Source organism: Burkholderia sp. R-40, assembly GCF_049942845.1.
In the GTDB taxonomy this organism is placed as follows: Bacteria; Pseudomonadota; Gammaproteobacteria; order Burkholderiales; family Burkholderiaceae; genus Burkholderia; species Burkholderia ambifaria.
Window position 1 is genome coordinate 1,868,509 of sequence record NZ_CP187968.1, and the last position, 12,288, is coordinate 1,880,796.

The 12,288-nt window shown below is 68.7% G+C and carries 10 protein-coding genes; 5 read left to right on the plus strand and 5 right to left on the minus strand.

Features of this window, described 5'->3' with window-relative positions; genetic code table 11:
- Positions 1-269 precede the first annotated feature (269 nt).
- Positions 270-908 carry a LysE family translocator gene (locus ACP26O_RS24805; RefSeq protein WP_011660314.1) on the plus strand — a complete coding sequence of 213 codons (639 nt, stop codon included), beginning with the start codon at positions 270-272 and terminating at the stop codon, positions 906-908.
- Between the two features lie 118 nt (positions 909-1,026).
- On the opposite strand, the gene ACP26O_RS24810 is transcribed toward ACP26O_RS24805, so the two are convergent.
- Positions 1,027-2,238, minus strand: coding sequence for a hypothetical protein (locus ACP26O_RS24810; RefSeq protein ID WP_175666171.1), 1,212 nt, complete (start codon positions 2,236-2,238; stop codon positions 1,027-1,029).
- A 526-nt stretch (positions 2,239-2,764) separates the two neighbouring features.
- On the opposite strand from ACP26O_RS24810, the gene ACP26O_RS24815 reads away from it, so the two are divergent.
- The 4 genes from ACP26O_RS24815 to ACP26O_RS24830 are packed head-to-tail and all read left to right on the plus strand — an operon-like array spanning position 2,765 to position 7,852.
- Positions 2,765-3,514 carry a DUF3348 domain-containing protein gene (locus ACP26O_RS24815; protein ID WP_175666172.1) on the plus strand — a complete coding sequence of 250 codons (750 nt, stop codon included), beginning with the start codon at positions 2,765-2,767 and terminating at the stop codon, positions 3,512-3,514.
- Positions 3,515-3,524: 10 nt separating this feature from the next.
- The gene (locus ACP26O_RS24820; protein WP_426284370.1) at positions 3,525-6,572 is read left to right on the plus strand and encodes a DUF802 domain-containing protein; all 3,048 of its coding nucleotides are present in this window, start codon (positions 3,525-3,527) and stop codon (positions 6,570-6,572) included.
- Between the two features lie 3 nt (positions 6,573-6,575).
- Positions 6,576-7,220, plus strand: coding sequence for an OmpA family protein (locus ACP26O_RS24825; protein ID WP_105829970.1), 645 nt, complete (start codon positions 6,576-6,578; stop codon positions 7,218-7,220).
- The gene (locus tag ACP26O_RS24830; protein ID WP_175666726.1) at positions 7,217-7,852 is read left to right on the plus strand and encodes a DUF2894 domain-containing protein; all 636 of its coding nucleotides are present in this window, start codon (positions 7,217-7,219) and stop codon (positions 7,850-7,852) included. The genes ACP26O_RS24825 and ACP26O_RS24830 overlap by 4 nt, the downstream gene beginning before the upstream one ends.
- A 30-nt stretch (positions 7,853-7,882) precedes the next feature.
- Here ACP26O_RS24830 and ACP26O_RS24835 read toward each other — a convergent pair whose 3' ends face one another.
- The 4 genes from ACP26O_RS24835 to ACP26O_RS24850 form a co-directional block, all read right to left on the minus strand.
- The gene (locus tag ACP26O_RS24835; protein ID WP_175666725.1) at positions 7,883-8,455 is read right to left on the minus strand and encodes an NADPH-dependent FMN reductase; all 573 of its coding nucleotides are present in this window, start codon (positions 8,453-8,455) and stop codon (positions 7,883-7,885) included.
- Between the two features lie 54 nt (positions 8,456-8,509).
- Positions 8,510-9,205 (minus strand): histone acetyltransferase, encoded by a 696-nt coding sequence (locus ACP26O_RS24840; protein WP_175666724.1) that lies wholly within the window; start codon positions 9,203-9,205, stop codon positions 8,510-8,512.
- A 220-nt stretch (positions 9,206-9,425) separates the two neighbouring features.
- Positions 9,426-10,478 (minus strand): RNA-guided endonuclease InsQ/TnpB family protein, encoded by a 1,053-nt coding sequence (locus tag ACP26O_RS24845; RefSeq protein ID WP_426284367.1) that lies wholly within the window; start codon positions 10,476-10,478, stop codon positions 9,426-9,428.
- A gap of 503 nt (positions 10,479-10,981) precedes the next feature.
- On the minus strand, positions 10,982-12,265 hold the full coding sequence (locus ACP26O_RS24850) for an isoprenylcysteine carboxylmethyltransferase family protein (protein ID WP_426356334.1): 1,284 nt from the start codon (positions 12,263-12,265) through the stop codon (positions 10,982-10,984).
- Positions 12,266-12,288: the final 23 nt, after the last annotated feature.

Genomic DNA, 12,288 nt, shown 5'->3' on the forward strand with positions numbered 1-12,288 from the left:
CCGCGCCGGCGCGCCCGAACGGCGACGAGCGCCTATGGTAGACCGGTTGGCGCAGGTGTGCGAGTTGCATGGATGCGCGCGAGACGGAACATTGTTCCTTCACGGTGGGGAGGGCGCCGGCCCGCGATGTGTCCCTGCATCGGATAGCAGCGCGCCGGTGCTTTCGGCAGCTCGCGAAGCGTGCCAGAATCGACGACTTCACCGTCGGAATCGACACGATCCGACACGCAGGCGCCGGCGCTTCGGCGTCGCTGATCAAGGAGACTTCGATGACTGCATCGGCTGCCGTACTCGCCATTCTGGCCGCGCTGTGGCTCGGCGCGATGATTCCCGGCCCGAGTTTCGTGCTGGTCGCCCGCAATTCGATCGGGCTGTCGCGCCGCGACGGGCTCGCCACCGCGCTCGGCATGGGTGTCGGCGGGATCGCGTTCGGCGGCGTCGCGCTGGCCGGGCTCTACACGCTGCTGCAGACGGTCGAATGGCTGTACGTGGGGCTCAAGGTGGCGGGCGGCGCGTACCTGATCTACATGGCGTCGAAGATCTGGCGCGGCGCCGAGCGGCCGATCGCAATGGACGACCCGCAGGCAGCCGTCGCCGGCAGCGCGCGCAAGTCGTTCTGGATCGGCCTCACGACCCAGCTGAGCAACCCGAAGACGGCGATCTGGTATGGCAGCATCTTCGCGGCGCTGTTGCCGCAGCATCCGCCGCTGTGGTGCTACCTGGCGCTGCCGCCGCTCGTGTTCGGCGTCGAGTGCGGCTGGTACACGATCGTCGCGCTGTGCTTCTCGACCCGCCGGCCGCGCGAGCTTTACCTGCGCGCGAAGAAGTGGGTCGACCGCGTCGCGGCCGGTGCGATCACGTTGCTCGGGCTGCGGCTGATCCTGAACGCGCCGAAGGTCGGGATCTGACGACGGGCGGTGTCGCCGTGGCGCACCGCCGTTTTTATTCCCGTCAAGCAGGCCGCCACGGCCGGTCATGCCGGCGGGCGATGGCCAGCCCGTTCCATCCGACACGCGCAAGCGCGCGTCACGCCGCCGGAAACCGCTCGATCAGCGCCGCGAACCGCGCTTCATCCGGAAACGCCGTCACTTCATACCGCACTGGCCGGTGCGCGGTGGCCGTCATCAGGTCGCCGCATGCGTCCCGCAGCGCGGCCATCGGCACGTGGGCCGACTGCCGCGTCGCTTCGCGGTACAGCACGACGATGTCCGTCTCGGGCAGCAGCGTCGGCACGCCGTCGCTCCACACGCTGACGCTGAACAGCTCGCCGTTCTGCCGCCGGTACACGGTGTAGGTCGCGACGAAGATGTCGGTGCCGTCGCGCTTGTGCAGCTCGTCGAGCAGCGCCCGCTGATCCTGGTAGTCGCCGGCGAGTTCGTCCACGCGCAGCGCATGCAGTTTCGACTCCAGTCCTTGCGGAACGAAATTGCGCCACGCGGCGCCGTCCCAGCGCAGCATCAGCGACGGCAGCGGGCGCGGCTGCGCGCGCGCCTGTTCGGCGAGTTCGACCATCGTCGCGAGGCCGGCCGCATTGCGGTCGCCGGTGAGCAGCAGCACCGTCCGGTTCGGCGCCATCACCACCGGCGCGCCGGAGATCGGCTGGCGGTGCAGCAGGTCGGTCAGCAGCAGGCGCGCCGCGTCGTAGTAGTCGCCGAACTGCGACAGGAACACACCGTCGCGCAACGCGGCCCACGGCGCCGACGACATGCCGCGCAGGTTGTCGATCGCGACGTCGCATGCGTCGTCGAAGGTGACGCCCCATTCGGCGAGCCGCGCGGTCGTCAGCCGCGCGACGCTGAATTCGCCGTCGTATGCGATGCCGATCTCGAGGTTCTCGCACAGCGGCCGGAACGCGACCTCCGACGCACCGGGCTGTCCGGCGAGCTGCAGTGCGACCACGCCGCGCTCGGTCGCGCTGCGGATCACGGGGCGCAGCCGCGGGCGGACGTCCGCGAAGTTCGACGGGATCTCGTGCTGCATCATCGCGTTCGCCTGGCGCTTGAGCGTCGCTTCGCGCTCGGCCGGCTTCGCGCCCGCGTAGTCGCGGAACAGGTTGTGCAGGTTGATGATGTTCGACGGGACATCCGCTTGCACGAGACGGCCCTTGTCGTCCTCGTGAAGCCACTCGCGCGTGTCGCCGGTCGCCCGCAGCGCGGCGATCAGGCGTTCGGCGAAGTCCTGCCGGGTCGGCGGTTTGCTGAAACGCTCGCGCAGGCGCGCGACGAAGTCTGAAAGCATCGTGAGCGGTCGGGCGGGCCCGTCTGTTATTGGTTCTGTTGTCATGGGCGGCGGCACCCGTCTCGCCGGGGCGCCGACTGCGGCCCGCGGATATCGGCCGGATATCCGTCACGCGTCCGGCGGCCCGTGCGCCGGGTGCATCGCGGCGCGGGCCCGCAGCGGGCGCGATCGCGCGGCGGGTGTCGCGATGGTACCGCACCTGCGTGGCGAAATAGTAGGCCGGTGAACATCGGAGCCCGCCGGGCCGGGCGCCGCAGTCGCGCGCATGGTGGTGGCCGAAGGCGGCAAGGCGGTGTTGCTGGACGTATATGAGGATGCCGGCGCGACTCGCGCACGAACTCGGAAGGCTGCCCGGTACATCGCCAGGGCCGCGCCGGCTGTCCGTGATCTGCTCGATCAGCCCGCGAGCCTTGTGCGGCGGGCGTTCGCGCCGGTTGCGCGGCATCCCGGGCCGGCGCGCTTCCCCGATTCTGGCGGTCGACCTGCCGCCGACGTGTAAACTGCTGCCTTTTTGACGGTTTGCAGCATGGTGCAAGCTCCTCCGCGCCCGGCGCTGAGCGGCCCGACGCTCGTCCGGCTGCTCGCGCGCCTGACCGATGCCGACGTCGCGGAATCCCGGCAGGCGCTGTCGGACCGCCTGAGCCAGTGGCTCGGCTGGACCGACGCGATCACGCTGTCGTCCGCGCTGAATGCGACCCCGCCCGGCGTCGCGGCCGGCGTGCGCGGTTACGACGCCGAGCGCGACGGCGCGCGCGTGCGCCACGACCTCGCGCAGGCGATCACGGCCGCCCACCGCCCGCGCACGCGGCGGCGCCCCGGCGAGATGCCGCCGCCGCCCGCCGACACGGCCGATTTCGCGGACTTCCGCCAGAGCTGTCTGTCCCTGCAGCAGGAGATGGAGACCGCGATTGGCCAGTTGCGCGGCCGCCTGCGGGTCGCGCTCGCCGCACGCTCGTCCGGGATGGCGCGGCTCGCGGCGCTCGACGCGATCATGGAGCGCGTGCTCGGCGCGCGCGAGCGCAGCCTGCTGTCCGCCGTGCCCGCGCTGCTCGGCACCCGCTTCGAGCGGCTGCGCGACGCGGAACGGCAGGCGCTCGCCGATGCGCAAGCGGCCGCCGATGCCGGCGCCGACGGCGACGCGCCTTCCGCCGCGGCGATCGTGCCCGGCACGTGGCTCGATACGTTCCGCGACGAGATGCGAAGCATTCTGCTCGCCGAACTCGACGTCCGGTTTCAAACGGTAGACGGGCTGCTTGCAGCCCTTCGTACCTGCTAATCCCTACGCTATGTCCAGAATTCGTCTTGATCTCGTTGTCTTCATCGCCGGCCTGCTCGCAGTCTGCTGGATCGGCGTCGGCTATGTCGCGTCGAACCCGCTCGCGGCGGCCGTCACGCTGCTGATCGGCGCGTGCTACGTCGCCGGTGCGTGGGAACTGCTGCGCTACCGGCAGGCGACCGCCACGTTGTCGCGCGCGGTGGCCGGCCTGACCGAACCGCCCGCGACACTCGACACGTGGCTCGATACGCTGCACCCGGGCCTGCGCGGCGCGGTGAGTGCGCGGGTCGAAGGCGCGCGCGTCGCGCTGCCGGGCCCGTCGCTGACGCCGTATCTCGTCGGCCTGCTGGTGCTGCTCGGCATGCTCGGCACGCTGCTCGGGATGGTCGTGACGCTGAAGGGCACGGGCGCCGCGCTCGAAAGCGCGACCGACCTCGACGCGATCCGCGCATCGCTGATCGCGCCGGTGAAGGGCCTCGGCTTCGCGTTCGGCACGTCGATCGCGGGTGTCGCGACGTCCGCGATGCTCGGCCTGCTGTCCGCGCTCGTGCGCCGCGAACGCGTCGACGCGGGCCAGCAGCTCGACGCGAAGATCGCGACGACGTTGCGCGTGCATTCGTCCGCGCATCAGCGCGACGAATCGTTCCGGCTGCTGCAGCGCCAGGCCGACGTGATGCCGGCGCTGGTCGACCGGCTGCAGACGATGATGACGACGCTCGAGGCGCGCAGCGTCGCGCTGCACGATCGCCAGATCGAAAGCCAGCAGGCGTTCTTCGATCGCACCGAGCGCGCGTATGCCGGTTTGGCGTCGAACGTCGGCGACGCGCTGAAGGAAAGCGCCGCCGAAAGCGCGCGCGTGGCCGGTGCCGCGCTGCAGCCGGTCGTCGCGGCGACGATGACGGGCCTCGCGCAGGAGATGGCCGCACTGCGCGATACCGTGACGGGCGCCGTGCAGCGTCAGCTCGACGGGCTGACGGACGGTTTCGAGAAGACTACCGAAAACGTGACGGCCGTATGGAACCGCGCGCTCGACGAGCAGCGCCGCACGGGCGACGCCGTCGCGCAGCAACTGCAGACGACGCTCGGCCAGTTCACCGACACCTTCGCGCAGCGTTCGACGGACCTGCTCGACGGCGTCGCGACGCGCCTCGAATCGACCGAAAGCCGCCTGTCCGACGCGTGGCGCGACGCGCTCGCGCGTCAGGAGCAGGTCGGCGAGACGCTGGCCGGCCAGCAAGCGCAGGCGCTGGGCGACGCCGCCGCGACGTTCGAGCGGCATTCGGGCGCGGTGCTCGCCGCGATGCGCGAGTCGCATGCGGGGTTGCAGACGCAACTGGCCGCGCGCGACGAGGAACGGCTGTCGGCATGGAATGCTTCGCTGACCGCGATGGCGACGAAGCTCGGCGACGAATGGCAGCGCGCGGGCGCGCACAGCGCGGGCCGTCAGCAGGAGATCTGCGACGCGCTTGCGCAAACGACGCGCGATCTGACCGCGCAAGCGGCGACGTTCGAACAACGCTCGAACGATCTGCTGTCGACGATCCGCGATTCGCACACGGGCTTGCAATCGCAACTGGCTGCCCGTGACGAAGAACGTCTCGCGACTTGGAGTGCTTCGCTCACGGAGATGGCGACGAAGCTCGGTGACGAATGGCAGCGCGCGGGCGTGCACAGCGCGGGCCGTCAGCAGGAGATCTGCGACGCACTCGCGCAAACGACCCGCGATCTCACCACTCAGGCAGCCACGTTCGAACAACGCTCGAACGAGCTGTTGTCGACGATCCGCGATTCGCACACGGGCCTGCAAACGCAACTCGCTGCCCGTGACGAGGAACGTCTGGCGACATGGAGTGCTTCGCTCACGGAGATGGCGACGAAGCTCGGCGACGAATGGCAGCGCGCGGGCGCCCACAGCGCGGGCCGTCAGCAGGAGATCTGCGACGCACTCGCGCAAACGACGCGCGATCTCGCCACTCAGGCGGCAACGTTTGAACAACGCTCGAACGATCTGCTGTCGACGATCCGCGAATCGCACTCCGGCCTGCAATCGCAACTGGCCGCGCGCGACGAAGAACGTCTGGCGACGTGGAACGCTTCGCTCACCGAGATGGCGACGAAGCTCGGCGACGAATGGCAGCGAGCTGGCGTGCATAGCGCGGGCCGTCAGCAGGAAATCTGCGACGCACTCGCGCAAACGACGCGCGATCTGACCGCACAGGCGGCGACATTCGAACAACGCTCGAACGATCTGCTGTCGACGATCCGCGATTCGCACTCCGGCCTGCAAACGCAACTGGCCGCCCGCGACGAAGCACGCCTGTCCGCCTGGAACGACTCGCTCGCCGCGATGGCCGGCGCGCTGCGCGACGAATGGGCGCGCACGACCGAACAGGCCGCGACGCGCCAGCAGGACATCTGCGACACGCTGACCCGCACCGCGAACGACATCACCGCGCAGGCGCAGGTGCACGCGAGCGACACGATCAACGAAATCTCGCGCCTCGTGCAGGCCGCGTCGGAAGCGCCGAAGGCCGCGGCTGACGTCGTCGCCGAGCTGCGCCAGCGCCTGTCCGACAGCATGGTGCGCGACACCGCGATGCTCGAGGAGCGCAGCCGCCTGCTCGCGACGCTCGAAACGCTGCTCGGCGCGGTCAATCACGCGTCCACCGAACAGCGCACCGCGATCGATGCGCTCGTCAGCACGTCGGCCGACCTGCTCGATCGCGTCGGCGCACGCTTCAACGACACCGTCGACGCCGAAACGCGCAAGCTGGATGCGGTGGCCGCGCAGGTTACGGCCGGCGCTGTCGAGGTCGCGAGCCTCGGCGATGCATTCGGTGCGGCCGTGCAGATCTTCGGCGAATCGAACGACAAGCTGCTGAACCATCTGCAGCGCATCGAGGCCGCGCTCGAGAAATCGCTCGCGCGCAGCGACGAGCAGCTCGAGTACTACGTCGCGCAGGCGCGCGAGGTGATCGACCTGAGCATGATGTCGCAGAAGCAGATCGTCGAAGATCTCCAGCAGATCGCCGGTCGGCGCGCATCGGTCGGAGCGTGACGCATGCATGACGAAATCGACGACGGCGCGTCTGCCGCGCCGGTGTGGCCCGCGTTCGCCGACCTGATGTCGGTGCTGCTCGGCGCGTTCGTGCTGATTCTCGTCGGCGTGATCGGCATGCAGTTGCAGCTCACGTCGAAGCTCGAGGAAGCCGTGCGTGCGCGCCAGCAGGAGGCGCAGCAGCGCAAGTCGCTCGAACAGGCGCTCGCCGGGCCGCTCGCGGCCGGACGCGTGACGCTCGTGAACGGCCGCATCGGCATCAGCGGCGCCGTGCTGTTCGCGCTGAACTCCGACCAGTTGCAGCCCGAGGGCCGCGATCTGCTGAAGACGCTGGCCGGGCCGCTGGCCGCCTATCTGACGACGCGCGACGAGATCCTGATGATCAGCGGCTTTGCCGACGACCAGCAGGTGCGTGCCGGCAACCGCCAGTTCGCGGACAACTGGGAGCTGTCGGCCAAGCGCGCGCTCACGGTCACGCGGGCACTGATCGACGCCGGCGTGCCGGCGCGGTCGGTGTTCGCGGCCGCGTTCGGTTCCGAGCAGCCGGTCAGCTCGAATGCGGACGACGAAGGCCGCGCGAAGAACCGTCGCGTGGAGATCGCACCGGTGCCGCGCAAGTCCGCATCGAACGGAGGGAAGCCGAAGTGACGGACGACGCGACGCACGTGCGCGCGACGCTCGACGCGTGGCGCGAGCAGGGCGCCGACCGGCTCGATCCGGTGCGCTTCCATCGGCTCGACGCGCTCGAGAAGCGCGCGGCCGCGTTCGACGGCGATGCGCGCGCGTTGCTCGATGCGCGGCTCGCGACGCTGCTGGAAGGGTTTGCGCAGATCGTCGCGCGCGCCGGTGAAGCGGCAGCCGCGAGCGAGACGGCGCAAGCAAGTGCGCAGGCGCCTGCACGCGGCGCGCTCGGCGGGCTCGTCGAGCAGCTCGCGCGCGATGCGCAGGCCGACCGGCGCGGTGTCGATCCCGAGCTGATCGACTACTTCCGCACGATGTGGTCGAAGGTCCGGACCGAACAGCAGTATCGCCAGTCGCTCGACCAGGTGCCGCGCAACGCGGGGCCGCTCAATTCGAACAGCCTCGTGCATCGGTCGCTCGCGACGATGCGCGAGCTGTCACCGGAATATCTGCAGCAATTCCTGTCGTATATCGATGCGCTCGCATGGCTCGAGGATCTCGCCGGCGGCGGCGCGCAGCCGGAGAAGGAAGCGCCGCGCGCGAAGGCCGCGAAGCCGGCAAAACCGGCGAGGAAGACCACGCGCGCCAAGGCGCGATAAACGCACGCGGTCGGCCGCGCCGATTGGTGTCTAGCGGCCCTGCGCCTGCGCGTCGATCGCCGCGCGCAGCGCGTGCAACGCATCGGCGAGTGCCGACGCGAACGGCGGATGCGCGGCGATGCCCGCCGCATCGAGCTGGCTGCCGAGGATCGGCAACGCGATCGATGCGTGCTCGACGATGCACGCCGACATCACCGACAGCGTTTCCCGCAGCGCCGCGTCCGCATGCGTCGCGCGCGGCGACGCGTTCAATACCGCGACCGGCTTGTCCACGACGGCTTCGCATCCCACGACCCAGTCCAGCGCGTTCTTCATCACGCCCGTCACGCCGTGTGCGTATTCGGGGCTTGCGATCAGCACGCCGTCCGCGGCGTTCAGCCGCTCGATCAGTTCGCGCACCGCGGCCGGCGACGGATGTTCGGCATCGGGATTGAACAGCGGAAATTCACCGAGACGATCAAAGCGCGTGATGCGCATCCCGCGCGGCGCGACGCGCGCTGCCGCATCCAGCAGCGCCGCGTTGTACGACTGCGCACGCAGGCTGCCGCACAGCGCGACGATGTCGATGCGGCGTTGGGAATCGGTTCGGGGTTCGGTAGACATCGAGGCGGGCGTCGGTAGGTGGGTTGCGCGGTGACGTCGCGCGAATTCGCCGGATTATCGCATCGCGGCGTGGGCAGCGTGAGCTGCGTGAGCGACGTGACGCGCGTTGGCGGCAGCGCGAAGATTCGCGAGTTCGCGTCCCTCCTGCTGAAAACTCGTGTCCCGACATCTTGCGCCGGCGACGTCCGTCATCCCGGTTGCCCGCGCCAGGTCATCGAGAGTCCACCCGTTGCCGAGCAACAGCCGGCGCGTATGCAGCGCGCCGTGCACGTGGTCCGCGACGGCTTCGCCGAGATAGCGCAGCGCGCGGCCTTCGACGTCGACGAAGCCGTGCCGGTAGTCGTGCGCGAGCGCGGTCCACAGCCGCGCCGCGCCGACCGACTGCCGGGCGCCGCTGATCAGGCACAGGCCCGCGTCGAGCGCCCAGCGATAGAGCGTCGTCGCGAGGCCCTTGCGTTGCGCGGAGCCGCGCAGCCGCGTATGCGGGGCGCGCAGGTAGCGGTCCGCGCGGCGCGGGAGTTCGCGCAAGCGGTTGAAGATCGTGTAGCCGGCGAGCTGCCGGGCCGACGGATCCTCGACGTAAAGGAAGTATTCGCCGTCCGCTTCGCGGTGGCGGACGATCAGGCCCGAGTCGCCGAGCGCGACGGCCGGCAGGCCGTGCAGGCGATGGCCCGGCTGGTGCAGACGCGCGTGGAGCATGTCGAGTTCATCGTCGATGTCGTGCTGGGAATGCTGTACGTCGATACGCATGGCAAAAGGCGCCCGTCCCGGGCGCATCGAGAAAGGGGTTCATCGCAACGGGGAATGGACAGGGAAGCGGCCCCCGGGCTCGACGCGCGAGCCGGGGCCGCGAATCAGTTGGGGATGTGCTGGAAGCCGGCGGCGATCGCGGCGAGGCCCGCGATGCAGAGTGCGAACAGGATCAGGACTTTGTGGATCACGCCTCTCTCCTCTTGACGTCCTCACCCGCCTAAAGGCAGGTGATTCCCACACCTGGCGATGCACGTCCGCATCGGAGAATGTTCAGCGCAGCGTTGGTATCTCGATCATGCACGACACCACAGCCATCGCAGGCCCATTCTCTTATTCGCAGTCCCGCGATACCTTTCGGCCGCGTCGTGCTGTCTTTCGACCCGCACGCCGAACAGGACTGGGTGGAACCGCTTTCGTCGACTTCCTCGAACGTGGCCCCGTGCGCCATCGCCTTGTAACGGAGCTTGTTTCGGAAGGACGACCAGGATGCGTCGTAGACGCTTTTCGCCATCCTGGTTCTGGCGAGCTTCGCGGCCGACACGTTGCCGACCGCGAGGTAATCAAAGCGCCGCACCAGATCGAGCGCGAGCTTGTGCTGAAAATCGGCACGGGCATTCGCGACCTTGGCGTGCAACTTCGCGATATGTCGCTTGTGCTTGCGTGCTCGCTGGGCCTTCGCCAGCTTGTCTGCCGCACGGCGGCCGAATTGGTCGTTGGGCAGTTTCTCGCCGGTCGAAAGTGTGGCGAAGTCTTTCAGGCCGAGATCGATGCCGACGCCGGAACGGATCGGGCGAGCCTGAACATCGGGTGCCTCGATCACGATGTTGAGAAACCAGTTGCCGCGCGCATCCTGTGCGAAGTTGGTCCCATCCTTGATCTTGCCTTCGGGAAGCGCCCGGCTGTGGAATACCCGAAACGTGTTACCGGCAAAACGAAACGCATCGCCTTCGCGCTTCAGGTCACGCCCCTTCAGCGGCACCCAGCCCAGCGACTTCCTGCCGCGATAGCGCAGGTAGGGGCGTCGGTGCTGACTGCGCGACTTCGCATATTGCTCGTACGTTGCATTGACCGTGCCGGAGTGAATGCCGAGCGCCTTGCTGCTCCCCGTCGTCAGCACGTTCAGATCGAATCCCGTCGGCCACTTCTTGCTCCACTTGAGCGCGTGCTTCTGCGTGTCATTGCAGAAGTTCCAGACGTAGTTCACCGCACGGCTCTGCTTGTTGAGCAGTCCGTTGAACGACTTCACCCGGTAGCGGTAGACAAGAATCATGCCGGTGATCCTAACCCGTGGAAGAAGCTGCCTGTCAACAGCACGCCTTTCCTTCCCGCCATCCGCCCCGAAGGAAGTCCCATTGGGGGAAATGGCGGGGTTTCTCGGAGCACATTCTGATGAACGCGCGGCGCCGAAGGACGCGCCGCGGAGACGGTGACGGCGGGCACGGCCCGCGCGGCCGTCGTGCGCGACGACGGTCGGAGGTCCGGCGACAGGCGCGCGCGGACGGTCAGCACCATACGCGACGGATACGGGGCGGGCAATCTGGCGGCGGGAGAAAAGCGACGAAACGCGGGGAATCGGCGTGTTTCGCGACAATTGGCCGCAAGGGGCGGCGTGTGATGGCGATGCGTTTGCGTGCGCGGGCCCGGGGTGCGACATCGCGAGTGGGTTTGTATCGCACATGCGCGACACGACACGGTAGCCGCTGCGTCGATCGCATGCGTTCCGCCGGGCTCCATACCGGAGGCGCTCATCGAACCGATGAGCGCGACCCACCCTCACACCGCCTGCCGTCCCCCGAACGCCTGCTTGACCCGCGCGAACAGCCCGTGCCGAGCGATCCATTCCGCATACGCGCGATAGTCGGGATCCCGCATCAAATGTCGCTCTTCCGTCTTCGCCCGCGTGTAGTAGATCAGGTTGACCGCGACGAGCCCCGCGCAGTGCATGAGCCCGAGCTGCCAGCCGAGCGGCTCGACGAACGGCACCGACACCATCCAGTACGACAGGTTCTTCGCGATGTACGCCGGATGCTTCGTGAAGCGGTACGGGCCCGACGTGATGATCCCGCGGTTCGTGAGGTTCGAGAAACGCAGCCCGAACGAGATCGTCGACAGCGCGTAGGTCATCAGCAGCAGGATGATCACCGCGCCCCAGATCACGCGCAGCGTCGGCGCGGACATCAGCCAGTTGTCCCAGAACAGCGAGCCTTCGTAGCGGATGTAGTTGTTCGAGATCAGCGACCAGAACGGCTGGTAGCACATCAGCGCGGCGACCCAGCCGAGCGTGGTCGGCTCGACGGTGCGCACGTGGCTGTCGAGGATGCGGAACGTGCACAGGTAGCCGACGGTGCCGAACATCAGGTCCATCGTGAACGACAGGTCGTACAGGAGCACGAAGGTCGCGAGCGTCATCGGCGCGTGCATCGCGTTCGCGAGCGACGCGCTCAGGTGATCGGCGTCCTTCGACAGGTAGACGGTCATCAGCGGCAGGAAGAACGCCTTCACGCCCCAGCCGGCGAGCATCTCGCGCACGGGCTGCCAGCTCGCGGGCTGCTCGCGGCGGAACAGGAAGCGGCCCCACAGCAGGTACGCGTCGTCGGTCTCGCGCTGGTGACGATCCATCCACGCGAAGTAGAACGGCGCGGCGACGATCACGTACGGCGCGAGCGAGCGCAGCAGCGACCAGAACGGCAGGTAGAACGCGCCGTGATATTCGGGCAGCAGCCAGTAGAGCAGGCCGATGCCGGCATAGATCGACGTCAATGCGCCGAGCCGCGTCGCGACGCGGGCGAGCCCGAGCGTGCGCACGGCCTGCCGCGACAGTCCCGCGCTCGGGCGCAGGTAGACCCGCGAGATGAAGATTTCGTGCAGCGCGATCGTGCCGATGATCGCGAGGCTGGCGATGACCGCGCGCGTGGCCGCGTCGAGGGTCGGCTGGTCGCGGGTGATCCACAGCGCGAACAGGCCGGCCGCGATGCCGAGCAGGCCGGCGCGCAATGGTGTGGCGGAACGGGGCGGGCGGTCCTGGACCGCGGCGATGCCGTCGATGGTGGAATTCATGATCGAATCCTCGTCGGGATGAG

Excerpts from the sequence above, each read along its gene's own strand:
- ACP26O_RS24805 (WP_011660314.1), top strand. The coding sequence starts at position 270 with ATGACTGCATCGGCTGCCGTACTCGCCATTCTGGCCGCGCTGTGGCTC.
- ACP26O_RS24810 (WP_175666171.1), bottom strand. The coding sequence starts at position 2,238 with ATGCTTTCAGACTTCGTCGCGCGCCTGCGCGAGCGTTTCAGCAAACCG.
- ACP26O_RS24815 (WP_175666172.1), top strand. The coding sequence starts at position 2,765 with ATGGTGCAAGCTCCTCCGCGCCCGGCGCTGAGCGGCCCGACGCTCGTC.
- ACP26O_RS24820 (WP_426284370.1), top strand. The coding sequence starts at position 3,525 with ATGTCCAGAATTCGTCTTGATCTCGTTGTCTTCATCGCCGGCCTGCTC.
- ACP26O_RS24825 (WP_105829970.1), top strand. The coding sequence starts at position 6,576 with ATGCATGACGAAATCGACGACGGCGCGTCTGCCGCGCCGGTGTGGCCC.
- ACP26O_RS24835 (WP_175666725.1), bottom strand. The coding sequence starts at position 8,455 with ATGTCTACCGAACCCCGAACCGATTCCCAACGCCGCATCGACATCGTC.
- ACP26O_RS24840 (WP_175666724.1), bottom strand. The coding sequence starts at position 9,205 with ATGCGTATCGACGTACAGCATTCCCAGCACGACATCGACGATGAACTC.
- ACP26O_RS24845 (WP_426284367.1), bottom strand. The coding sequence starts at position 10,478 with ATGATTCTTGTCTACCGCTACCGGGTGAAGTCGTTCAACGGACTGCTC.
- ACP26O_RS24850 (WP_426356334.1), bottom strand. The coding sequence starts at position 12,265 with ATGAATTCCACCATCGACGGCATCGCCGCGGTCCAGGACCGCCCGCCC.